Origin of the sequence: Streptococcus sp. SG2, from assembly GCF_030439925.1 — a bacterium.
Lineage (GTDB): Bacteria > Bacillota > Bacilli > Lactobacillales > Streptococcaceae > Streptococcus > Streptococcus gordonii.
On record NZ_JAQFJD010000001.1, the window covers coordinates 781,550 to 804,400 of the forward strand.

At 42.8% G+C, this 22,851-nt stretch carries 21 protein-coding genes and 1 tRNA gene; 2 read left to right on the forward strand and 20 right to left on the reverse strand.

From position 1 onward, the window contains the following. Together PCY09_RS03780 and PCY09_RS03785 are read right to left on the reverse strand one after the other, a co-directional pair. Nucleotides 1–2,724: an FtsX-like permease family protein gene (locus PCY09_RS03780; protein WP_227250355.1), complete on the reverse strand. Its 2,724-nt coding sequence runs from the start codon at nucleotides 2,722–2,724 to the stop codon at nucleotides 1–3. A 1-nt stretch (nucleotide 2,725) separates the two neighbouring features. Continuing rightward, a complete protein-coding gene (locus PCY09_RS03785) occupies nucleotides 2,726–3,427 on the reverse strand; it encodes an ABC transporter ATP-binding protein (protein WP_125396948.1) in 702 nt (233 codons plus the stop codon). A gap of 140 nt (nucleotides 3,428–3,567) precedes the next feature. Between PCY09_RS03785 and PCY09_RS03790 the strand changes: the two genes are divergently transcribed. After that, nucleotides 3,568–4,128, forward strand: a complete 561-nt coding sequence (locus PCY09_RS03790; RefSeq protein WP_125396947.1) for a TetR/AcrR family transcriptional regulator — start codon at nucleotides 3,568–3,570, stop codon at nucleotides 4,126–4,128. A 170-nt stretch (nucleotides 4,129–4,298) separates the two neighbouring features. Here PCY09_RS03790 and PCY09_RS03795 read toward each other — a convergent pair whose 3' ends face one another. The 17 genes from PCY09_RS03795 to PCY09_RS03875 form a co-directional block, all read right to left on the reverse strand. After that, nucleotides 4,299–5,111: a PrsW family glutamic-type intramembrane protease gene (locus tag PCY09_RS03795; RefSeq protein ID WP_045634674.1), complete on the reverse strand. Its 813-nt coding sequence runs from the start codon at nucleotides 5,109–5,111 to the stop codon at nucleotides 4,299–4,301. Further along, on the reverse strand, nucleotides 5,104–6,768 hold the full coding sequence (locus PCY09_RS03800; protein WP_045634675.1) for a C69 family dipeptidase: 1,665 nt from the start codon (nucleotides 6,766–6,768) through the stop codon (nucleotides 5,104–5,106). Before PCY09_RS03800 ends, PCY09_RS03795 begins: the two co-directional genes overlap by 8 nt. Before the next feature lie 268 nt (nucleotides 6,769–7,036). After that, nucleotides 7,037–7,897, reverse strand: a complete 861-nt coding sequence (gene tehB / locus PCY09_RS03805; RefSeq protein WP_045634676.1) for an SAM-dependent methyltransferase TehB — start codon at nucleotides 7,895–7,897, stop codon at nucleotides 7,037–7,039. 178 nt (nucleotides 7,898–8,075) lie between these two features. Continuing rightward, the gene (locus tag PCY09_RS03810) at nucleotides 8,076–9,806 is read right to left on the reverse strand and encodes a C69 family dipeptidase (RefSeq protein ID WP_061597594.1); all 1,731 of its coding nucleotides are present in this window, start codon (nucleotides 9,804–9,806) and stop codon (nucleotides 8,076–8,078) included. Nucleotides 9,807–10,057: 251 nt separating this feature from the next. Continuing rightward, entirely contained in the window at nucleotides 10,058–10,525 is a 468-nt protein-coding gene (smpB, locus tag PCY09_RS03815) for an SsrA-binding protein SmpB (protein ID WP_061601720.1), read from the reverse strand. Beyond that, nucleotides 10,488–12,836, reverse strand: coding sequence for a ribonuclease R (rnr, locus tag PCY09_RS03820; RefSeq protein WP_061601719.1), 2,349 nt, complete (start codon nucleotides 12,834–12,836; stop codon nucleotides 10,488–10,490). The genes smpB and rnr overlap by 38 nt, the downstream gene beginning before the upstream one ends. A gap of 85 nt (nucleotides 12,837–12,921) precedes the next feature. Next, entirely contained in the window at nucleotides 12,922–13,155 is a 234-nt protein-coding gene (gene secG / locus PCY09_RS03825) for a preprotein translocase subunit SecG (protein ID WP_008809063.1), read from the reverse strand. 42 nt (nucleotides 13,156–13,197) lie between these two features. Next, nucleotides 13,198–13,347 carry a 50S ribosomal protein L33 gene (gene rpmG / locus PCY09_RS03830; RefSeq protein WP_008809064.1) on the reverse strand — a complete coding sequence of 50 codons (150 nt, stop codon included), beginning with the start codon at nucleotides 13,345–13,347 and terminating at the stop codon, nucleotides 13,198–13,200. After that, complete coding sequence (locus PCY09_RS03835) at nucleotides 13,337–14,548, reverse strand: multidrug efflux MFS transporter (RefSeq protein ID WP_277813587.1); 1,212 nt, start codon at nucleotides 14,546–14,548, stop codon at nucleotides 13,337–13,339. Before PCY09_RS03835 ends, rpmG begins: the two co-directional genes overlap by 11 nt. Nucleotides 14,549–14,552: 4 nt before the next feature. Beyond that, nucleotides 14,553–15,149, reverse strand: a complete 597-nt coding sequence (gene coaE / locus PCY09_RS03840; protein WP_125396946.1) for a dephospho-CoA kinase — start codon at nucleotides 15,147–15,149, stop codon at nucleotides 14,553–14,555. A 5-nt stretch (nucleotides 15,150–15,154) separates the two neighbouring features. After that, nucleotides 15,155–15,979, reverse strand: coding sequence for a DNA-formamidopyrimidine glycosylase (mutM, locus tag PCY09_RS03845; RefSeq protein ID WP_125396945.1), 825 nt, complete (start codon nucleotides 15,977–15,979; stop codon nucleotides 15,155–15,157). A gap of 149 nt (nucleotides 15,980–16,128) precedes the next feature. Further along, the gene (locus tag PCY09_RS03850; RefSeq protein ID WP_125397061.1) at nucleotides 16,129–16,911 is read right to left on the reverse strand and encodes an alpha/beta fold hydrolase; all 783 of its coding nucleotides are present in this window, start codon (nucleotides 16,909–16,911) and stop codon (nucleotides 16,129–16,131) included. Nucleotides 16,912–16,937: 26 nt separating this feature from the next. Further along, nucleotides 16,938–17,837: a GTPase Era gene (era, locus tag PCY09_RS03855; protein ID WP_125396944.1), complete on the reverse strand. Its 900-nt coding sequence runs from the start codon at nucleotides 17,835–17,837 to the stop codon at nucleotides 16,938–16,940. A 66-nt stretch (nucleotides 17,838–17,903) separates the two neighbouring features. Then, nucleotides 17,904–18,302 carry a diacylglycerol kinase gene (gene dagK / locus PCY09_RS03860; RefSeq protein ID WP_008809070.1) on the reverse strand — a complete coding sequence of 133 codons (399 nt, stop codon included), beginning with the start codon at nucleotides 18,300–18,302 and terminating at the stop codon, nucleotides 17,904–17,906. Then, entirely contained in the window at nucleotides 18,283–18,780 is a 498-nt protein-coding gene (gene ybeY / locus PCY09_RS03865; protein WP_046165870.1) for an rRNA maturation RNase YbeY, read from the reverse strand. The genes dagK and ybeY overlap by 20 nt, the downstream gene beginning before the upstream one ends. Nucleotides 18,781–19,004: 224 nt before the next feature. Continuing rightward, a tRNA-Thr gene (locus tag PCY09_RS03870) sits at nucleotides 19,005–19,077 on the reverse strand. 50 nt (nucleotides 19,078–19,127) lie between these two features. Then, nucleotides 19,128–19,697 (reverse strand): GNAT family N-acetyltransferase, encoded by a 570-nt coding sequence (locus tag PCY09_RS03875; protein ID WP_125397357.1) that lies wholly within the window; start codon nucleotides 19,695–19,697, stop codon nucleotides 19,128–19,130. 192 nt (nucleotides 19,698–19,889) lie between these two features. Here PCY09_RS03875 and ald point away from each other — a divergent pair, with 192 nt between their 5' ends. Then, on the forward strand, nucleotides 19,890–21,002 hold the full coding sequence (ald, locus tag PCY09_RS03880) for an alanine dehydrogenase (protein ID WP_125397356.1): 1,113 nt from the start codon (nucleotides 19,890–19,892) through the stop codon (nucleotides 21,000–21,002). A 209-nt stretch (nucleotides 21,003–21,211) separates the two neighbouring features. Here ald and PCY09_RS03885 read toward each other — a convergent pair. Next, nucleotides 21,212–22,851: SHIRT domain-containing protein (locus PCY09_RS03885; protein WP_301556693.1), on the reverse strand; the 1,640-nt coding region annotated here is incomplete at its 5' end.

A 22,851-nucleotide genomic window follows, 5' to 3' on the forward strand; every position in this document is an offset into this window, starting at 1 on the left:
TCAATCGACAGACTTGAGCGCTTCCAGCATATCCACCCTTCTGAGGCGGTAGTTGACAAAGAAGCCAAGCAAGGTCAGAATAAGAGTCACCGCTGTTAGAGGAAACAGATAGACTGAGGGACTTACTTGAGGGGTTAAGCTGATAATGCTAGGCGCAACCTTCTCAATCAAAAAACGATGCAGGAAGAAACCGCCTAGAAGCCCAACTGCCATCCCAATCACTGAAAGAATAATGGTCTCTCGATAGATATAGAGGGTCACTTCCTTATTATGGAAGCCCAAAACCTTGATAGTGGACAGCTCGCGAATCCGCTCGGCCACATTGATATTGGTCAGGTTGTAGAGAATGACGACTGCTAAAAGAATGGAAATCAGGACCAAAATTAGCATCGTATTATTAAGAGAATCAGCTAGAACGTTGAACTGCTTCACCATGCTAGCGTTTTGTGAGACACTCTTGACAGACTTGAGGTTCATAAATTCATTGGCCTTGTCCACAATATTCTTACTAGAAGGGTTCTTGAGTCGTACTAGATAAGCGTTTTTCTCGGGCTTTTTCCCGTAAATCTTGTGGTAGTCAGTCGCCTTCATAAAAGCAAAATGGCCAAAATGATTCTCATTGACTGCTGCGAGCTTGACAGGCTTGCCACCCAGCTCTATACGGCTACCGGGGCTAACTCCAGCTATGCGGGCCAATTTATCCGAAACAACTACACCGTCCTTGAGAGTTAGCTTTTGCTGGTTGTCAGGACTTTCCATAGAAATAAAAGGTTCAAAATTTTCCTTGTCCGTAACCATTAAAGTGATTGACTCTGTCTCTTTTTTCCCTTTGTATTTCTCTGTTAGGGTTTCACTATGGATTTCCTGATAGGCTGCAATTGAGTCATCTGCCAGCAGCTTTTTCAGCTTGTCCTGCTCAGCCTGATTTTCTCCAGGATTGACAGCGACAATCAAGTCGTATCGCAGAATCTCCTTAAACTGACGTTTGGGAATACCACCAATAGAAGATTGGAGTCCTAGGCCGGCAAATAGTAGGGCAACAGAACCCGCCACACCAAAGATAGTCATAAACATCCGCTGCTTATAGCGAAAGATATTGCGAGCTGTGACCTTCTGAGTAAAACTAAGACGTCGCCAGATAAGGGGCAGTCTTTCCAAGAAAATCTTGGAGCCTTTGACCGGTGGCTTGGGCAAAAGCAAGTGGGCTGCTTCTTCTCTCAGCTCACGTCTTGCCACCAAATAGGCAGGGAGAACACTGGATAGAAGGGAAAGTCCCAGGGCCAGTAAACTATAGGAAACATAAAAATATGCATGAGGGGTAGAAAGTACCATTCCTCTAGTAATAATAGAAGAAATCACTCCTGACAAAAAATAATGTCCCAGTACAATCCCTATGAGGGTACCCAGACTCCCCGCCACCAAACCGTAAAGAGCAAACTTGCGAATGATATCTCGGCTATGATAGCCTAGAGCCTTAAAAACACCTGCATTCGTTCGCTCCTCATCGACAAAGCGAGTCATGGTGGTAAAGGTCACTATAGCTGCCACCAAATAGAGCACCACTGGGAAAATATTACCAATCAACGCAATACTATTCATGGAGTTTTTATACATATGATAGCCATTACCACCTGGCAGAGACTTGCGGTCATAGCTATGATAGGCCGGCTCTTTCAAACGACTCAGGTTTGCCTTAGCGTCAGCTAGCTTGTCCTTGATAGCTGATAAGTCTTTCTCTGCCTGAGCTAGCTCTGCTTTTTTCTGATTGAGCTGGGACTCAGCTTCCTGAATCTGCTGCTGGCTCTGGCTGAGCTGGGCAGGAGGGAGGATAGAAGCGGATTGAGTTGCTGCTAGCTGGCTTTTTTGCTGGTCTAGCTGACTCTGAGCTTGCTCTAACTGTTTTTTACCTTGGGCCAGTTCGCTCTCAGCCTGAGCAATCTTATCTTGCCCCTTCTGAATAGTGCTTTTGGCATCTGCCTCTAATCGCTTAAAACGGGCCGCTCCGTTATCTTCCAGGCTCTTGTCCAAAGCAGTCTGGTGCTGCTCCAAACGCTCCTGATAGCTTTCAGAGAAGGGAGCCAGCTTTTCTAAATCATGATAGCGCAGGCGGGCAATACTGTAAACATCTGTATCAAAGGCCTTGGGGCTGACTACAGCATAGGCTGATAAAGCACCGCTTCCACTAGTCGCATTGCCCAGATTTCTATCAGACCAAAGCTCTGCTGAGTTGACAAATCCCACGACCTTATAGGTCTTGTTTTTTAGAACTGACCGGCTGCCGGCTTTTTCGGTCAGATCAATCTCCTGGCCAATTTTATATTTTTTAGACCAAAAGCTAGCTAGGGCAATTTCTTGCTCATTCTTAGGAAGACGGCCGGAGGTCACTTGAAAGTTTGAAATATCCTTGGTATCTGAGAATACTCGGAGAGCCTCTTCGTCTACGGTAACATCTGTCAGATAGCCAAACTCGACATCAGCTCCCTTAATAGCTTCCAGCTCCTTCTGATCCGCCTTATCCAAGCCATAGTCCGCCATAACAGCCAAGTCCATGGTTCGCTGTTCTTTCAAGTAATCTGTTGCTGTTCTGCGCATATTGGGTGGAGCGACCTTGAGCCCCACGAGAGCCAGAGAGCCCAGCATCATAAGGATTAAAATAGATAGGAAACGTCCTTTAGAGCTAGTGAAGGAGCGCAGAATATCTTTCCAATATATCTTTCTCTTCATATCAATACTCCAGTGTACTTATATCCTGTGGTTGCTCATTGACTGTGATACTCTTGACTCTCGCGTCGTGCATGCGAATGACCCGATCAGCAATGGGAGCCAAGGCAGCATTGTGGGTCACGATAATCACCGTCGCTCCTTGATTGCGGGACATATCCTGTAAGATTTGCAGCACTTGCTTGCCGGTATTGTAGTCCAGAGCCCCTGTCGGCTCATCGCAGAGCAAAATCTTGGGGTTTTTGGCCACAGCCCTAGCGATAGATACCCGTTGCTGCTCCCCGCCTGATAGCTGGGCAGGAAAATTATTGAGGCGATTTTCCATACCAACTGCGGTTAGAACGGCCACTGGATCTTGAGCATCCTTGACGATTTCAGAAGCCAATTCGACATTTTCCTTGGCCGTCAGGTTGGGCACCAAATTGTAAAACTGAAAGACGAAGCCCACATCATTGCGACGATAATCCGTCAGCTGGTGGGAATTGTAGTCAGCAATATTCTGGCCGTCTATCAGGATATCTCCCTCCTCATTGGTATCCATACCTCCGAGAATATTGAGCACTGTTGACTTACCGGCACCAGAAGCCCCCAGGATAATGACCAGTTCCCCCTTTTCAATCTCAAAAGAAATATCGTTATTAGCAACAATCTCTGAGTCACCTACCTGATAACGTTTAAAGCTATGTTTCATTTCAATGTAAGCCATATCGTCTCTCTCCTTTTCAAAGCTCTTTTTCTTAAATCAACAAGATGTTGATTCTAAATCACAGATATTATATAATGAGCTTAGATAAAAAGCAATAAGCAAAAATCAACAAAGTGTTGATTTAAGAAAAAGGAAGAAAAATGGTCCAGAAACGAAAAACCAGCACCAAGGAAGACATCAAAGAAGCCTTGATTCAGCTACTATCAGAGGAAAGGTTTGATACTATCTCCATCAGTAAGCTCTGCAAACGGGCAGGGATTAACCGCGGCACCTTCTATCTCCACTACCAAGATAAATATCAGATGATTGAAAGTCTCAAAAAAGAAATTATTTCCCAACTTTCTAGTTATAGCATGTTTGAAGCGGAGAACGAATATCCCAAAAAGTTAATGATAGCAAAATTTCATATACTGCGCGCTAATGAACGTCTTATCAATGCCCTGACCAAGAGCCATTATATTGACTTTCGGGAGGCTATTCGGGAGTACATAACCTCTATCATTCTGAGTGATAAGCAAAAGGCTACTACCCAGCGTTTTTTAGAGGAGAATTTTCACATTCCCCAGAAATACGCCCTAGAAATCTTCCTATCCAGTGTTGAGGGGATTATTTCTCTTTGGATAGCCGGCGGAGCTCAGGAAGAACCTGAAGAAATCACTGATATAATTTTGACCACTTATAACTATGACTATTGGAGATAGCAAGGTGTCGTACTGCTTTATCACTCCCTTTGTCACATAAGCTTCTACTTACACGGAATACTGATAGTCTGGGAAGAAAGAATTATACGACAAACCCAACTGTTATGCCACAAACAGACCTCACTTTTCAAACTAAAAACAAGCCACTTAAAGGCTTGTTTTTAGTTTATTCAACTTAAATTACTCTCTTTTATGACTAGTCGGTAAACCTCTACAAAGGTAGCGGCAAGAAAGGCAAAAAGAGCTCCAACAACTAGATTAATCCGATGTTCTGTTTCGTAAAATGGAGAGTTCCAAATAAAATGGTTAACAACTGTTGAAACGACGCACCAGAGACCGAAGCGGCGATATTTCTTATAAACTTTAGAAAAGAGAAGGTAGACCCCAACAGTCACGACTGCCGTATAGAGCGTATGGGAGGCAAAGCCACCAGCAATTCTACCAATCGCTTCTAAAGCACCGCTATTTTCTCCACCAAAAGTCTGTCTGGATACATAACCAATATCTTCTATGACTTGGAAACCAAAACCAGAGCTCAGTCCAGCTATTAAGACAGATTGGATATCTTTTCTTCCCAGAATATAAAGGGCTGCAAAGGCAGTCAAGGCCTTGAAAAATTCCTCAGCAAACGGAGCTGTCAGTGCATTGGTCCAGTCATTAAAAACAGCAGGATCTTTGATGAAATTTGAGTTAATAATGTCAATCAGGCTATTACCTGCAAAGCTAAGCCAGCCTGCAATAAATGCACCTCCAAAAAGGGCAGTTCCGAGAACAATAGTCTCAACAGATAATTTCTTGGCAAGCTTTTTAATCAAGAAATAGATAGGTAGGAAGAAGGCCGCTAAAACAGCTAGATTAAGGATGAGGTCGCGACCAGCCTCTAGGGTGATGTCCTTATTTGCCATGTCTCCTAATTCAAACTGCAAGCCAATACCTGCTAATGCTAAGTAGATATAAAGAGCAATTCTTCTTGTTTTATTCATGACTGTCTGCTCCTTTTTTATTTTTGCGTTTTACGAGATAGATTACTATTCCAACAACAGTCAGAACAAAGATTCCTCCAGCCAAAGCAATATCGTAATCAAAATCCTCCAGACGAATGGTTTCTTCAGTATTAGAATCTTCTGATTCCTCAATTTCTTTTAGGGCTTTAATACCATATTCACTTACTACCTTGTCTTCAGCTTTTTTCTGAATTTCCTTGAGGTGTTTAAAGACTGATTCCGCTCGTTCCATGGAAAGTTTCGTTGCTTTCAGACTAGCTTCCTCTGGTTGATTAGCAAGGCTAATTTGTTCTTTATCATAAGCAGCCTGCTCTTCCATCCATTGGGTTTCTAGACGTTCAATTTCACTACGGATAGAGCCATCTTCAAATAAATCAGGATATTTAGCTACTAGATCATTGATACGGCTAACTGTCCAATACCAAGAATTTTCATTATAGGCTGTACTCATTTCTTGATAAGCCTGATAAGTATTGTTGATATTTGCATAGTAAGGTAGGTATGGTGCATTTCGCGGACTTCCCATAGAAAGCCAGAAAATGCCTCCTCCTGTTTTAGCAGGTAAATTATCTTTTAACTGAAAGATATGTGCTTCCATGACATTAGGATTGGAGATCGGATACTTATAAACAGGATCTGCCTTTTTCTTATCTGGAATCCCTTTACCATCTAGCTCCATCTTATCAAGCGGTTTAAAGTCTGTTCCCTCTAGGCGGTTCCGTTGCAAATTCATAGCATCTCGTAGACTAAGCTTGTCATTGGTTGAGTGCATGAGTTCAAAATATTCATCGTCATATTTTACATCTGCATTTGGATTCAAAGCCTTGATACCAGACCAAACCCTAGAACGATTCGCTTCAGCCAAAGGCGGATTATACGATTGAGCTATATGAAATGCCCCATTAACTTCTTTGTAAGTTCCAGCATCACGAGCTGTTTTCTCAAGATCTGCTGAAGCAATAGTATTTTCTGTATCATTTACATTTATATTGCCAAGGAAGAAGGTGTTAGGAAAGACAGCGTATTTGTCATCCGGAAACTTGATTGCTGCGTATTGGTGCCCAGAAAGGATCTCCATATACCAAACACCAGTCTTGTCTGCAATCGTTATAATATTTCCTTCAGCTGCCCCCTTTTCTCTAACAATTTTTGCTAGGAGCTCTACTCCTTCTCTAGCCGTTTTGACATGAGGAAGAACTACAGAAGTTATAGCTGACTCGGCAATACCATCCTTAACGTAAGGATCTTTTTTCTGAATGTCATCGTTGGCACTTGCTGAGACAGTCGCAGAAATAGAAACTCCTTCCTCGTTGAAGCCAGCTTCATCAAAGACACCTTGTTCTGGAGTCACATCTGGAACTGCCGTATACTTGTAACTAACAGACGGTAAATCAAAGCTAAAGCCATTGGTTTCATCTACGAATTTATCACCAGCTTTATTATTCTTTCTCTCCCTCACAACAAAGTTTTTATTGTGATTGGGCTCTAAGTCCTCTGTTCGGCCATAGAGAGTCGAACCATCGGTCGTCAAATTCTTCCCAATGATAAAGCCCGTACAAGCTTGGACGACTTGGAAAGGAAAGAGTATAAGAAGCATCATGGCTGTGACAAGCCATCTGAAAAGATTCTTTTTCATCAGTTTCTCCTTTATATATTAATTGGTAAACCGAATACCACATGTTTAGTATACTATTCTCTTTCTACTCTTGCAAGCGTTTTCAAAATAGACTTCTACAGAAAAAATGAATAAATTCACCTAAGAAAAATTCTGATTACTTTGTAAATTTAATTTTTCACTTGAGGTTCTTGTATAAATTTACAAACATTCCTATCAAGCTGTATAAAAATTTTTTTACAAACATAAAAAATGGAAATACTAGCAAAACGAGTACTTCCATTATTGTTTATTTCTTTTTAGCCAGCATCGTCGCAAATTGAAGCTGGATTCGATTGCCATTTTCATCAACCTTATGAAGTCTGCCTAAATCTTCATTATATTTGATGAAGTCCCAATCCTTGTAGTATTCACGTAGCTCTCCTTCCTTGAAGGTAAAAGAGAAAGGCATATGACAAGGATGACTTTCTGTATCCATGGCACAGACGATAAGATTATAGCCACCTGGGTTTGTTTGCTCTTGCATGTTTCGGATAATCTCAGGAACACGTTCACGATTCAAGAACATAAAGACTACAGTGGATACAATAAAATCATACTTTTGAGTCAGGTTCGCAGAGTTAATGTCATAAGTTCCGGCTAACATATTCAGATCTTCTGCTTCGATAATAGATGCAAGATTGTCCAATGATAAGGGATTAACATCTACCGCAGTTACATCAAATCCCAACTGTTCCAAAAAGAGAGCATTTCTTCCTTGGCCACAGCCTAAGTCCAAAGCTTTTCCGGGTTTTACAGTATCTGTAGCTTCCAGTACCTCAGAATGGACAGGCGTCAGACCATATTTCTTTGCATAGTAATCCTTAGGTAAACAGTAGAACTCTAAGTACCATTCAAGGTCATCGGTCAAGGCTTCGACACGGTGCCAAGCCTGGGGCTGAGCATAGGGATTGTCTTCCCCAGCTTTAAAAATGTGCTCAGCCAACTCTTCCCCATCCTCAGTCATTTCAATAAATTTTAATTCTCCAGTAAGAACTGTGATTTTCCCCCAAGTACCCACCTTGGTATTATGCTTGCGCTGCACAGCTTCTGGCATAGTTTCTGCAGTCCAAATGGGCATACGTTTATACATAACTAAATCTTGCATCATATTATTCCTTCCAAGTCACAACATTTCTTTTTAATCATACCGAAAAATCGTCCTCTTGACAAGTTTACCTGCACAGCAAAATTAAGAAAATACCAAACCTTTGAGAAGTTAAAGCTAGAAATGAAAAAAGAACCGAGTTTCGGAACTCGGCTCTTTAGTCAGAATAGATCAGAAAAACTTAGTCTTCTTTCTTATTGCTAAATTGTTTGAAAGCAATAAAGCCACCTACAACAACGACTAAGGCTATAACTATCCACAAACCGTACTGGTTAGAATCGCTCTTCTTAGTTTCAGAGTTTTCTTTCTTAGTATCACTTTCCTTAGCTTTGTCTTTTTCCTTACCTTTTTTGGCATCTGCCAAGAGATTTGCCTTGTTATATCCGGTATAAACAAGGTCGGCATCTTGACCTTTTTCCTTCTTGATCTTTTCTTCCATCTCAGCTTCGACTGCTTTGATTTCCTTAAAGATTTTTTCTGAGCGTTCCAAGGCTTCCTTAGTCACTTCTGGTCCAGCGGCTTTGGCTTGTTCATCTGTGTAGTTTGCATATTTGGCGTCGCGTTCGGTTTGTTCTTTATCCCATTCAGCTTCTTTTTCTTTCCATTTTTCTTGGATGCTGTTACCAAAGATTTCTGGATATTTCATAACCATTTGGTCAATATGCCAAACAGTCCAATACCAAGATTTTCCGTCATATTTAGTTGAACGGTTCTTGAAAGCTTCGTAAGTATCTTCTACATTACCATAGAATGGTACATATGGTGTGTTGCGACTTTGTGCCAGACCCAGCCACATAACACCGCCAAAGGCATTTGGTAGGTTTGGTTTGATTTGATAAACGTGGGCGTCGATTACATTTTCGTTACCTAAAGCATACTTATAAACATTGGTATCTATTTTCTTACCAACTTCAACCAAATCATCTGCCTTATATTCTGGCAAGTGTTCAAAACGATTTCTTTGTTCCGCGATCACATCATGAACCGTGTATTTCTTATTTGGATCAGTTGGTTCGCGCAAGAGATCAAAAGCTTCATCGTCATAATTTACTTTTGCTTGTGGGTCCATCCACTTGATACCTGCATAAGTCCGAGAACGGTTACGTTCCATATATTTATCAGGTCCATATGATTTAGCAATCATAAAGTTGCCATCTTTGTCGGTCTTATAGTTGTCTGCTTTTTTAGCTACTTCTTCCACATCTTTAGAAGCAATGACATTTTCCTTATCGTTCAAGTCAACGTGACCAAGGTAGTAAGTGTTCGCAAAGACAGCATACTTATTCGTTGGGAATTTGATGGCTACATATTGGTGACCAGACAGGATTTCCATGTACCATAGCTCATTTTTATCTGCTGCAACGATGATATTTCCTTCTGCTGACCCTTTTTCATCCAGAACTTTCGCGACTGTCTCAATAACTTCACGTGCTGTTTTCGCACGAGGCAAAGCAAGGTCAACTAATGATGCTTCTGGAAGACCATCTTTTACAAGTGGATCTTCTTTTAACACTTTATCGTTTGGTGTTGCTGAAACGGTCGCTGTCATAGCTACACCAAGTTCATTAAAACCATGCGCAGCGAAGTTTCCGTTACTTCCGTTGTCACGATCAGAGTCGTAGACAGCTGTGTATTTCATTTCATTCGCCAAATGCGGATAGGTAAAGCCATTTGACTCATCTTCTATCTTATCGCCATCTTTATAGGTCTTAGCTGGCACAACTACATAGTTTTGATTGTGCCGACCACCATCAGGGGCGTAGGGATAGTCCTCTGTCCGACCAAATAGAGTAGAGCCATCTGCTGTCAGGTCTTTACCGACAATAAACGCAGAACAAGCCTGTGCAACTTGAACAGGCAAAAGAGCAACTAACATTGCAAGGAACATTAGTCTGAGCAGTATTTTCTTCATAGTCTATCTCCTTTTGACTATCTGCAGGGCTGGAATCAAGTCCCAGTCTAAGTAGTATAAACCATAATACCAAAACATTCCATCCTCAGTATACTATATAAAGGTGTTTTTGCAAGCGTTTACAATATTTATTACAAAAGTGTTTGTTTATTCTATATTATTTTGATTTAATGGTTCTTTTGTGTACTTTTAGTCTATTTATGGCAATGGACGAAAAGAGAAGAGATAAAAAAGACCGGTCGCCCAGTCTTTCATCTTGTATTAAAGTTCTTCATCTGTCTTGCTATGTCGCGGTTTTGCTCGCGGCGTTTGATGGACTCGCGCTTGTCATAGTCGTGCTTCCCTTTGGCTAGACCCAGGAGAAGCTTGGCATAACCGTCCTTGAGATAGACCTTGAGCGGCACCAGCGTCATTCCTGTTCCCTTGGTCTCCTGCTCCAGCTTTTGGATCTGCTTCTTATGCAGTAGCAGCTTTCTGCGACGTTCAGGCTCTTGGTTCCAGATATTACCCTCTTCATAAGGTGCGATATGGACATTGCTGAGCCAGGCCTCACCGTTCCTAATCTGGGCAAAGCCGTCTTTGAGATTGATACGGGCAGCGCGGACACTCTTAATCTCCGTCCCGGTCAGTACCATGCCAGCTTCGATGGTATCCACGATGGTGTAATCGTGTCTGGCCTTTTTATTTTGCGCGACGACCTTTCCTTCTCCCTTTGCCATGCTTGGCTCCTTTCTTGACTAGTTCCTTGTAAAATGCCTTCTGGCTCTTGCCCTTCTTGGACTTCTTATCTTTCTTATCTCTGTAGCCTTTTTCTTTGGAAGAATAGCTACGCTTGTCATCTTCACGGCGTCTCTTTTTGCCTGACTTGCCTCTGCCACTCTTGCCAGTCTTTTCTACTAGGTCAAATTCACTAGGCAGGTATTCAAAGTCAATCTCGCCTGTAGCCTTATCTGCTCGGACCAGCTTGATGCTAATCTGCTGACCGACCTTGAAGACCACGCCGGACTTTTCTCCTTGCAGGGTCATAGTCCGCTCATTGTAGTTGTAAAACTCTGGCAAGTTGGTAACATGAATCAAGCCTTCGACCGTATTGGGTAGCTCGACAAAGAGTCCAAACTTAACTACGCTTGAAACTACGCCGTCAAACTCTTCTCCAACGAATTCTTCCATGTACTCAGCCTTCTTCATAGCTTCGACTTCACGCTCTGCCTCGATAGCCCGACGCTCTCGGCTGGAAGACTGACTGGCAATCTCTGGAATCACTTGCTCAAAATGCTCTGCTATTTCTTTAGACTGTCCATAATCCCGCACCATCCGGTGAACCAGAAGGTCCGGATAGCGGCGAATCGGACTGGTGAAATGCGTATAAAACTCCGCTGCCAGACCATAGTGGCCGTGATTGTGCTCAGAGTAGCGAGCCTGCTGCATGGAGCGCAAAAGCATCATGGACAGGACATCCTCATAAGGCTGATCCTTGACCGCCTCCATAATATCCTGCAGGGCCTGCTGACTCATAGAGCTAGCCGTCCCGTATATCCGAATCCCAAAACTAGAGGCGTAGTCGATAAACTTCTGCACCTTATCCGCCTTAGGCTCCTCGTGGATCCGATAGATGAAGGGCAGATTTAGCTTAGCAAAATGCTCAGCCACCGTCTCATTCGCCACCAGCATAAAGGACTCAATCATGCGCTCAGCGATTCCCCGCTGACGTAGGACAATATCCACTGGACGACCTTCCTTGTTGACCATGATTTTGGCTTCATTGGTATCAAAGTTAAGTGCACCGCGTTTAAAGCGCATGCTTTCCAGAATCTCATGTAGTCGTACCATGCTGTCAATGCTAGGTACAATAGCCTTGAACTGCTCAGCTTTTTCCTCGTCTCCTGCAATGATGTCGTTGACATCACTGTAGGTCATGCGAAAGGCCGTATTGATCACAGTCTGGGTGATGGTATGCTTGACCACGCGCCCCTTGGCATCTATCTCCATGATAGCCGACTGGGTCAGACGATCCACATTGGGATTGAGGGAGCAGATACCGTTTGACAGGCGCTCTGGCAGCATAGGCACCACGCGGTCAGTCACATAGACAGAGGTCGCCCGATTGAGAGCTTCCTTGTCCAGCTCAGAGCCTTCTTTGACATAGTAGGACACATCTGCGATATGGACGCCTAGCTCAAAGTTGCCATTTTTCAGGCGCTTGATATGGACCGCATCATCCAAGTCCTTGGCATCCGCTCCATCGATGGTGAAGGTTATCTCTTCGCGCAGGTCCAAACGCCCTGCCAAATCACTCTCTGTCGGTGCCTCTGGAACTCGCTCGGCCTCTTCCAAGACCTTTTCTGGAAATTCGGAGACAATGTCCATGGACTCCAGCACTTCCAGTACATCAATACCTGGGTCGTTGACATGGCCAACCACATCAACCAGACTAGCCACGAAGAAATCGTGTTTCTTGGTTGGATATTTTTCAATAGCAACCTTGAGCACTTCTGTGCCATCCAAAACCATGGCTGGTTTTTTGACATAAATTGGCTGGCTGATTTTCTGATTTTTCGAGCGGATATAGCCCGCATACTTAGGCTTTTCCTCATCCAGAACCAGCTGGCCAACTGCTGAAGTCAGACTGTGCTCCAAAATATCAATAATCTTTGCCTCAGCTGATGTTCCCTTGATCCGGTCTGCCACCTTGGTAATAACTACTTCCACCGTATCGCCATCTATGGCATGGTTGACATCATTACGGCCGACAAAGAGATCATCCTCTTCCTCATTCAGGGTGACAAAGCCAAAGCCATTCTTGTGGGCATGAAAAATACCCTTGAGCGTCAGACGCTCCTGTTTTTTCTTCTCATAAAGCTCAATCCTTCCCTTGTCATCAAAGCGAATCTGACGCTTTCTTTCCATCTGGGAGATGGTCTTGACCAAGTCACTAAAGTCCTTGGAAGACTCTTTCCCAAGAGCAGCTGCTAGCTCATCCACGCTAGCTTGCTGTCTCGTTTCTAAATATTGAATTATTTCTGATTTCATACTTTTTCTCTTCTTTGCTCCATTAAACTTTTTTATAGCCTATTTTTAACTTTAAAAAAAGGCTAAGACAAAGTCAGAGCCCATTTTATCTACTAGATAAGATTGTCAACGCTAAGGCAACCGCTAACCAGAAAAAGACGAGAACACCGGTCAAATTCTGCATAACAGCCTCAAAACCTCGCGCTTTTGGTCGTTCAAATAAATCACCAGCGCTGGCGTCAAAAACGTTGCTAGATTGGTTTTTTGTTGGCTGCATAAAGATTGCAATGACAATAATGACTGACAAAATTAATAGAATCATTAATAATAGATTATACATAAATACAAACTCCTTAAAATCTTATCTATTTTATCATAAAACTCATTTAGATTCAAGATGTAAAGTTACTTTTCTTTCTTTAGGACAATATTTTAATACTTCAATCTTTTCTGGATGGTTTTTACTATTCTTACTGGTCAGATAATTTTGACTGCCACAGGAAGAACATTTGAGATTTACTTTAACCCGCACTGATTTCTCTCACTCCTAAATATTTTCTAAAACAAATAAACAAAACGAAAAAGTTTAGCAAGACCAAACCTGCCGTCACATAGAAAACCCAGTGGTAGCTGAGACTGACCGCAATGGCGGAACCCATTATTGGTCCTACGACTCCACCAATATAAAAGAAGGTTTGATTATAGCTAAAAATTCTAGAAATCCCTTCTTTAGGTGTAAGCTTATTAAGCAAAGAGCTGACTCCAGGTAACAATGCACCTGTTCCCATGCCAAATAAGAAACGCAAAAAGCCCAATTCCCACGGCGTTTTAGCCCAGGCACAGAATAGATAAATAACAAAACTGTACAACAGTGCTAAAAGTAGGAGACGGTGGTTCCCAATCTTATCCCCTAATTTCCCAAGATGACTAGAAAACAAAATACTAGAAACTCCCATAGCTGACACAATAAGTCCGGAGACAAATATCAGATTATCTGTTTTCCCCATAGATCGAATATAAAGAGTCAAAATAGGAGAAATAGACTGAGCAGACATTTGAATTACCATGCTAGTCAAGAACAAGGCAAACAAAATAGATTTATGGGGTAGCTCAGCTAAAAGATCCTTGGTTGCTAACTGTCTATCTTTAGCCACCGGTTCAAAGTCTTCTTTTACGTAGAAGATTGTCAAAAGAGTGACAATGAAAAGAAATAAGCCAACAAGCAAAAAGGCATTTCGAATTCCGATGCTTTGTGCTACAAAACCTCCTAATAGTGGCCCCATCAATGTTCCTGCCACCACACCAGTCGATAAAGTTCCTAAAGCATAGCCAGAATACTTTTTGGGAGCCTGACTAGCGATTAAGGCTGTACTATTTGGGACATAGCCAGAAAAGACACCGTTTAAAAGCCGTAATACAATCAGCCAAAAAACACTTGGTACAAATGCCATTCCCCCCATAGTAAAGGTCATAGCCAGTGCAGCCCGAATCATCATGGGTTTACGACCATATTTGTCTGCTAAACTTCCCCAAACCGGCGAGAGAAAAGCTGCTGTCATAGCCGAGCTTGATACAGCGATCCCTGAATACAGATCAACCATATGCCCACGAACTCCTAATTCCTCCACAAAAAGGGACATAAAAGGAACGACCAAAGATAGACTAGCTCCAACAAAAAAATTTCCCAACCAGGCAATCCAAAGATTGTGTTTCCAATTTACTTGATTTGTAATAAAATCATCTTCTTTCTAGTTTTTGCAAAGCCTCGCGAAGTTGCTCTTGAGTAAGCTCTAGCGGGCCATTATTATCAATAAGCACGTCTGCTCTATTTCGTTTTTCTTGAAGAGATAGCTGAGCAGCTATGCGTTTTTCTGCCTCTTCCTGACTTAGAGCATTTCGAGCCATAAGACGACAGAGCTGAGTTTCCTCCGTCACATCCACCAGCCAAACCTGGTCAAACCAGGTCTCATAACCCAGCTCAAACAAGAGGGGGAGGTCCATAAAAAAGATATCTTCCTTCTCTGCCAGCAAATCTCGCCTGCCAGCCAGTTCCTCACGGATAATCTGATTTTGTATTTGACTGGACTGGGCCAAAAGTTCGGGATTCCCAAAAATCATAGCTCCCAGCTTGGGTCGATTCAAGCGCCCATCTTCTTGTAAGATAGCTGGACCAAAAGCGGATAAAAGAGCTTGATAAAGCCGGCCCCCAGGCTCCTGTAACTCATGAACCACCTGATCCGCATCAATGACTTGGTAGCCCTGCCGCCTCAAAAACTCTGTCACTGTTGACTTACCAGAGGCAATGCCGCCAGTGATACCAATAATTTTTGCCATGGTAGCTACCTCGCTTTCTGACAGTGAGGACAGAGATGAGTACCGCGTCCGCTCAGCTTAATTTTTTCAATCGGGCTGCCACATCTAGCACAGGGTTGTCCAGGCTTCCCATAGACCTGCAAAAAATCCTGCATGGTGCCATCTTCACCCAAAGCATTGCGGTAGGTCCGAATGGTCGATCCCCTCTTTTCAATCCCAAGCTGCAAAACTTCTATAATCTGCTCACGCAGCCGCTTGACTTCAGCAGGCTTTAGACTAGCTGCTGGTCTTGCCGGATGAATCCGCGCCCGCCAAAGAGCCTCATCTACATAGATATTGCCCAGACCGACGACCAAGGTTTGCTCCAGCAAATAGGGTTTGATGGGCTTCTTAGAACGACTCAAAGCTGCTGCAAAAGGCGGCAAAAGAAAGTCCGCCTCTGTCGGCTCAGGACCAAGCTTTCTGGCAGCAAAATAAGCCTCTAGCTGATCCTTTCTCAATAGCTCCATGGTCCCAAACTTGCGGACATCCTCATAAACAAGCGTCCCACCATCTGTCATCTCGAAAAAGACATGAGCATGCTTGCGCTCAGGCATCGCATCAGAATAAAAAAGATACTTGCCTTCCATTCGCAGATGGGAAACCAGCACTACACCCGTCAGGTAAAAAAGCAAATACTTGCCCCGACGACCGATCCTTTCAATGGTCTGACCTGGCAAGTCATGGACAAAACTATCCACTCCCGTTCCAATCATCTTGGCATAGCGGACCCGCACCTGCTCAATTGTCTTGCCAACAACCAGACGCTCCAAACCGCGCCGAACCGTTTCCACTTCAGGTAATTCAGGCATAAAGCTCCTTTATATCTTCTATTTACTTGTCAGAAATATATTCTAAAATATCATTAAGTTGATAATCCGCCTTTTCACAGAAAGCCAACAAAACAAAGAATAATCTTATCTTCACTAGCTTGGAGACAATATATCAAGTCTAGGATATATCAAAATCTCTTCAATTTCTCTGGGAAGGAAGCATTTTGAAAGAAATAGCGTAGCAACTGAATATGCGTATCCACATCACTAAAAAGCCAAGCATGCCCATTACCAGGATAATAGGCGCATTCAGACCTAGCATTTTTATCTGCCAACCTGCGGTGCCAGTCATGAATGGTTTCGGCTTCTTTCCCACCTGAGACAAAGAAAGCAGGATTATCAAACTGCAAGTTGAGCCTCAAGAGATTCGCCTGTGACATCGCACGTCGAAATGAGCGCCGTTCAGCGCTTTGGAAATCTGCAACAAAGTGCTGAACGTCTTGGACGGGTGCTCCGTCCTCTTGCATCATTTTTGTCAGGAGATTGGCTACAAATTTAGTATTTTTCAAGAAAGACATCAGATATACAATGGCAATGATCTTGCGATAGCCCTTAATTGACTGAGGGCTTGCCCCATCCACAATGACTCTATCTATAAGGCTAGAATGTTTTTCCAACAACTTAAGAATGAGGGAACCGCCTAATGAAAGACCAACCAAGTGCGGCTTGCCATGTACTTTGCTATTAATGATAGCCACAATCATTTCCACGACATCATCAAAGTTTGTCCACTCAATATCACGACTCACTCCGTGACCAGGTAAATCCACAAGAATGCAATGAAAATCTTGCTCAAGCGCAGCAACATGGTGCCGCCACATCTGACTGCTCGAGCCTGAAGCATGCAAAAAGATAATACTTTTTGGATTTTGCTGCTCTCTTTCATCAATGGATAATGACGGCATCTCCATCACCTCACTTACTGGCTTAGAAAACCTTAATACTCCTTCTTATTATAGCCAAAGTCCGCCAAGTCCAGCTTCTTATCCCTCCAGTTTTTCTTGACCTTGACCCAGGTTTCTAGGAAGACCTTGTCCCCCATCATGAGCTCAATATCGCGCCGAGCCATGGATCCGATTTTCTTCAGCATGGAACCGCCTTTACCGATGATAATGCCTTTTTGGCTGTCACGCTCCACCATGATAGTTGCTCGGATATGAACCTTGTCCGTCTCATCATCTCGCTTCATGCTGTCAATAACTACTGCGACTGAGTGCGGAATTTCCTCCCGCGTCAGCATCAAAACCTTCTCTCGAATCATCTCTGACACCAGAAAACGCTCCGGATGATCGGTAATCTGGTCTGCTGGAAAATACTGGAAGCCTTCCTCAAGATTCTCACTTAGAATGTCGACTAGATGAGAGACATTGTTGCCCTGCAAAGCTGAAATCGGCACGATTTCTTTGAAGTCCATCTGCTGACGAAAATCATCAATTTGCGCTAAGAGTTGATCTGGATTGACTTTATCAATCTTATTAACCACCAAAATAACTGGCACCTTAGCCGCTTTCAGCCGTTCGATAATCATGTCATCGCCCTTGCCACGTGGCTCATCAGCCGGCACCATGAAGAGGACGGTATCCACCTCACGCAGGGTGCTATAGGCTGCTTCCACCATGAAGTCCCCTAGAGCCGTCTTGGGCTTGTGGATTCCCGGCGTATCGATAAAGACAATCTGCTCCTTATCCGTCGTGTAAATTCCCATAATTTTATTGCGTGTGGTCTGAGCCTTATCGCTCATGATGGCAATTTTTTGCCCCATAACATGATTCAAAAAAGTTGATTTCCCAACATTGGGACGTCCTAAAATAGCTACAAAACCTGATTTAAATGTCATTATTTCACCTCTATTATTTTCATTAAAACAGCAGAAAATCGGCAGTCTCCCCCGATTTTCAAATCTTTAAAAAATCCAGTCCCAAATTTTAGGAACAAAAATGATCAAACCTGTGATAACCGCAAAACCAGAAATCACTAAAACAGCTCCAGCCGCCATATCTTTAGCATTCTTAGCCAACATAGAAAAGTGATAGTCACTGGCCAAGTCTACTACATTTTCAATGGCTGAATTAACAATCTCAAATGAGACAACCAAAAAAATACTCAATAGCAAAAATAGCCATTCTATGGCAGAAACTCGAAAAATCAAACCCGCAATCACTACAAGAACAGCAGAAAAAGCATGCTTTTGCATATTTCGTTCTTCTTTAATGGCGGTAAAAATCCCTGTTAAGGCAAATTCCAGACTCGAGACGACATCTCGATTTTTCCATTTGCGTTTATTATTCCCTTGTGAGTCCATAGGCCGTCAAAATCTCTTCCTGTAAACCAAACATTTCTGCTTCTTCTTCCGGCGTGTAGTGATCATAGCCGTTGATATGCAGAAAACCATGCACTGCTAAAAATCCCATTTCCCTCTCAAAGCTGTGGCCATATTCTTCCGCCTGCTCACGCGCCTTATCCACCGAAATGAATAACTCTCCGATATAGGCATCAAAATCTTCCAGCATCTCAGCTAGCTCAGGATGATCCAGCAAATCCTCCTCGTCAACAGCAATGTCCAGCTCAGGCTTGTACTCCAAGCTAATCACATCGGTTGGCCGATCCGTATCTCTATATTCCAAGTTTAGTTCATGACTACGCTCGTTGGTTACAAAAGTTACAGCCATTTCTTTCTTTTCCTTACCCGTCTTTTGGGCGGCAAATTCCAAAATATCTTGGGTCTGTTTGATAATTTCTTCTGAAACCAGACCCGTTTCATCAACTATTTCTATATACATAATGCACCTACTTTACTTGTATCACCTTTATTATATCATAATCGAGGCTAGATAATAGCTAGGAATTTTCTTTTTTCAAAATAGCAGAGCCGATTCGTCAAACTCTCATTGCAAAAACAAAAGAAGCTATTTTTATTTTTCCCCTACCAAAAACTTTTCCTTTTACTAGCTGCTTTCATTGACAAAAAGAAAAGGCTGGGAAGACCCAACCTTGTTCTACAAGATGCTAATTGCCGGGATCGAACCGGCGACCTCATCCTTACCATGGATGCGCTCTGCCAACTGAGCTAAATCAGCGTACCTATCTACTATACCATGCAGATAGGTGCTTGTCAATACTTGCCGACTCATTTATCCGCAAAATATTGCTCTTTGGTCAGGCCATAGTAGACTCGCGTCACTAGACGGCCTTTTTCATGTTTGTCCAAGCTTGCATAAGGTTCCTCATGAGAAAAAATCATTCCAGATTTTTGCATCACACGGCCTGAAGCTGGATTAGCCTTATCATGTAAAGCTACAAGTTTATTCATTCCAATTTCTTCAAAAACTAATTTTATCACTGCACAATTAGCCTCTGTCGTGTAGCCTTGGTTCCAGTGTCTTTTATTAAGAACATAGCCAATAGCAGCTGTCTTTAAATCTAGGTTTATTTTGTGGAGATCGATGGTTCCAATAAACTGACCACTAGATTTTACTTCTATTCCCCAACGTCCCAAAGGGTTAGCCAGGTAAAATAGAGCAATATTATTACGAGTCTCTTCTAGGCTTTTGTTTGTCTCAAAAGTATAGCGAGTATTCTCCTCATCTGATGCATATTCAAACATTGCTGGTGCATCATCTAAAGTTACAGGACGCAAAACTAGTCTATCTGTCTCCAGTCTAGTGTGTCTAGATAGTTTGACATAAATATTTTCCATTATCGTCCTCCTTTTTGTTTTTAAGCATATCATAAGTGATCAATCAAAGCAAGACGTCATTTTCTCCTTGCAATTTGTGCCTCTTTTATATAAAATGATTACATTAAATTAGAATAATGAGAATAAGATGATTTAAGGTATATTCTTAAATCAAAGTCTTTGTTCACATGTATTTAGATAAGGAGAAATACAATGTTAATCGGTATTCCAAAAGAAATCAAAAATAATGAAAATCGTGTAGCGTTGACACCTGCTGGTGTTCACAGTTTAGTTGCTAAAGGCCATGAAGTTCTGATTGAGACGAACGCAGGACTTGGTTCTGGCTTTTCGGATGCAGACTACGAGAAACAAGGTGCAAAAATCGTTCCCACTGCTGCAGAAGCTTGGGTGGCTGAACTTGTAGTCAAAGTTAAAGAGCCTTTAGAAGCTGAATATGGCTATCTTCGTGATGACCTCTTGCTCTTTACCTACCTGCACATGGCTGCCGCTCCTGAGCTAGCTGATGCTATGACGAGTGCCAAGACGACTGGTCTAGCCTATGAAACCGTACGCGATCAAGATGGACAATTGCCACTCTTGGTACCAATGAGTGAGGTCGCTGGACGAATGGCTGTCCAAATTGGAGCCCACTTCTTAACTAAACAAGAAGGAGGATCTGGTGTCTTATTAGGTGGTGTACCAGGTGTTCCTAAGGGGAAAGTAACTATCATCGGTGGTGGTGTCGTAGGAACTCATGCCGCTCGTATCGCTCTTGGACTAGGTGCTCAGGTAACTATTCTGGATATCAGTGCTAAGCGTTTGTCTGTCTTAGAAGATGTCTTTGGCCATCAAATCCAGACCCTCATGTCTAATCCTTTCAATATCGAAGCTAGCGTTCGAGAGGCTGATGTCGTGATTGGTGCTGTCCTCATTCCTGGAGCTAAAGCTCCAAAATTGGTGACAGATGATATGGTTAAGCAGATGCGTCCGGGATCAGTTATTGTAGACGTAGCTGTTGACCAAGGTGGTGTCATTGAAACAGCAGATCGAGTAACAACTCACACCGAGCCTGTCTATGAAAAACACGGAGTCCTCCACTATGCAGTTGCAAATATCCCTGGTGCTGTAGCCCGCACATCTACTATCGCTTTAACCAATGTTACCCTTCCTTACGTCGAAGCTTTGGCGGAAAAAGGATTCAGAAAAGCTATTGCAGATGACGAGGGATTACGCCAAGGTGTTACAACCTACCAAGGTCACATTACTAGTCAGCCTGTTGCTGAAGGCTTAAATAAGGACTACACTTCGATTGATGAACTCGTTTAGTTAATCTACTTAGTTCATATAAACACCTTAATAGAAGTCAAATTTTTCAAAATACAAAATCAGAACCACTCGCTTAACGAGTGGTTCTTTTGTTATTTTCCTTACAAAAAGAAATAGACTAAAAGTCACATAAAAAGAGAGAACGAGCTCGTTCTCTCTCATGATATGATAAAGAATCAATATTTAGATTCCTTATTCAGCTGAAAATTCTAAGCTTTACCTTTCTTACGAACTACGTAACCAACTAGACCTGCGAAAGCAAAACCAATCATTGAAAGAAGAACGGTAGAAGTTTCACCTGTATTTGGCAAAAGATTCTTATTTTTAGTAGATGATTCACCAATACTTGGTAAAACATTCTTGTTTTTAATAGAAGATTCACCAGTACCTGGTAAAACGTTCTTATTTTTAGTCGTAGCTTCTTCTGATTTAGTATTATTTCCGGAACCTTTATGTGGTGCTAAAGCTGGGGTGAATTCCCATGTGCCGACGAAGTGTGCATCTGCTCCATTGATGGTTTCAGATGTCTTATCGTATGATTTAAAGCTCCAAGTGCCTTCTGCTGTCTTAACCTCTGTTTGACTTGGTTGAGTTGGAGTGACTTGAGTGCCATCTTTCAGATCTGTTTGATCTGCCGGAAGCAGGGATTTTACTTCTTGTGGAAGTTCTTTTCCTGGAGTTCCGCTGACGAACTCGTGAACCGCTTTATGAGTCACTGTTGGTGCTGGGCTTGCTGTAAATTCCCATGTCCCTACAAACTTAACATCTGAACCATTGACTGTCTCTGATGTCTTGTCATAAGATCTGAAGCTCCAAGTGCCTTCTGCTGTCTTAACCTCCGTTTGACTTGGTTGAGTTGGAGTCACTTGACTTCCGTCTTTCAGATCTGTTTGATCTGCTGGAAGCAGGGATTTTACTTCTTGTGGAAGTTCTTTGCCTGGGGTTCCACTCACAAACTCGTGAACTGCTTTATGAGTCACTGTTGGAGCTGGGCTTGCTGTAAATTCCCATGTTCCTACAAACTTAACATCTGATCCATTAATGGTCTCTGAAGTCTTGTCATAAGATCTGAAGCTCCAAGTACCTTCTGCTGTCTTAACTTCCGTTTTACTTGGTTGTGTTGGAGTAACTTGAGTGCCATCTTTCAGATCTGTTTGATCTGCCGGAAGCAGGGCTTTCACTTCTTGTGGAAGTTCTTTACCTGGAGTTCCGCTGACAAACTCGTGAACTGCTTTATGAGTCACTGTTGGAGCTGGGCTTGCTGTAAATTCCCATGTTCCTACAAACTTAACATCTGATCCATTAATGGTCTCTGAAGTCTTGTCATATGACTTGAAGCTCCAAGTGCCTTCTGCTGTCTTCACTTCCGTTTTGCTTGGTTGACTCGGAGTCGCTTGACTACCGTCTTTCAAGTCTGTTTGGTCTGCTGGAAGCAGGGCTTTCACTTCTTGTGGAAGTTCTTTGCCTGGAGTTCCGCTGACAAACTCGTGAGTCGCCTTGTAGGTTGGCGCTGGGGTGAATTCCCAGGTTCCTACGAAGTGAGCATCCGCTCCATTGATGGTTTCGGAAGTCTTGTCATAGGTCTTGAAGCTCCATGTACCTTCTGCTGTCTTAACTTCCGTTTTACTTGGTTGCGTTGGAGTCGCTTGACTACCGTCTTTCAGATCTGTTTGGTCTGCTGGAAGCAAGGCTTTCACTTCTTGTGGAAGCTCTTTACCTGGGGTTCCGCTGACAAACTCGTGAGTCGCCTTGTAGGTTGGCGCTGGGGTGAATTCCCAGGTTCCTACGAAGTGAGCATCCGCTCCATTGATGGTTTCGGAAGTCTTGTCATAGGTCTTGAAGCTCCATG

Excerpts from the sequence above, each read along its gene's own strand:
- PCY09_RS03780 (WP_227250355.1), bottom strand. The coding sequence starts at position 2,724 with ATGAAGAGAAAGATATATTGGAAAGATATTCTGCGCTCCTTCACTAGC.
- rnr (WP_061601719.1), bottom strand. The coding sequence starts at position 12,836 with ATGAAATCAGAAATAATTCAATATTTAGAAACGAGACAGCAAGCTAGC.
- PCY09_RS03785 (WP_125396948.1), bottom strand. The coding sequence starts at position 3,427 with ATGGCTTACATTGAAATGAAACATAGCTTTAAACGTTATCAGGTAGGT.
- dagK (WP_008809070.1), bottom strand. The coding sequence starts at position 18,302 with ATGGACTCACAAGGGAATAATAAACGCAAATGGAAAAATCGAGATGTC.
- era (WP_125396944.1), bottom strand. The coding sequence starts at position 17,837 with ATGACATTTAAATCAGGTTTTGTAGCTATTTTAGGACGTCCCAATGTT.
- coaE (WP_125396946.1), bottom strand. The coding sequence starts at position 15,149 with ATGGCAAAAATTATTGGTATCACTGGCGGCATTGCCTCTGGTAAGTCA.
- secG (WP_008809063.1), bottom strand. The coding sequence starts at position 13,155 with ATGTATAATCTATTATTAATGATTCTATTAATTTTGTCAGTCATTATT.
- PCY09_RS03850 (WP_125397061.1), bottom strand. The coding sequence starts at position 16,911 with ATGGAGATGCCGTCATTATCCATTGATGAAAGAGAGCAGCAAAATCCA.
- ybeY (WP_046165870.1), bottom strand. The coding sequence starts at position 18,780 with ATGTATATAGAAATAGTTGATGAAACGGGTCTGGTTTCAGAAGAAATT.
- smpB (WP_061601720.1), bottom strand. The coding sequence starts at position 10,525 with ATGGCAAAGGGAGAAGGAAAGGTCGTCGCGCAAAATAAAAAGGCCAGA.
- PCY09_RS03875 (WP_125397357.1), bottom strand. The coding sequence starts at position 19,697 with ATGGAAAATATTTATGTCAAACTATCTAGACACACTAGACTGGAGACA.
- mutM (WP_125396945.1), bottom strand. The coding sequence starts at position 15,979 with ATGCCTGAATTACCTGAAGTGGAAACGGTTCGGCGCGGTTTGGAGCGT.
- PCY09_RS03800 (WP_045634675.1), bottom strand. The coding sequence starts at position 6,768 with ATGAAAAAGAATCTTTTCAGATGGCTTGTCACAGCCATGATGCTTCTT.
- PCY09_RS03790 (WP_125396947.1), top strand. The coding sequence starts at position 3,568 with ATGGTCCAGAAACGAAAAACCAGCACCAAGGAAGACATCAAAGAAGCC.
- ald (WP_125397356.1), top strand. The coding sequence starts at position 19,890 with ATGTTAATCGGTATTCCAAAAGAAATCAAAAATAATGAAAATCGTGTA.
- tehB (WP_045634676.1), bottom strand. The coding sequence starts at position 7,897 with ATGATGCAAGATTTAGTTATGTATAAACGTATGCCCATTTGGACTGCA.
- PCY09_RS03795 (WP_045634674.1), bottom strand. The coding sequence starts at position 5,111 with ATGAATAAAACAAGAAGAATTGCTCTTTATATCTACTTAGCATTAGCA.
- PCY09_RS03810 (WP_061597594.1), bottom strand. The coding sequence starts at position 9,806 with ATGAAGAAAATACTGCTCAGACTAATGTTCCTTGCAATGTTAGTTGCT.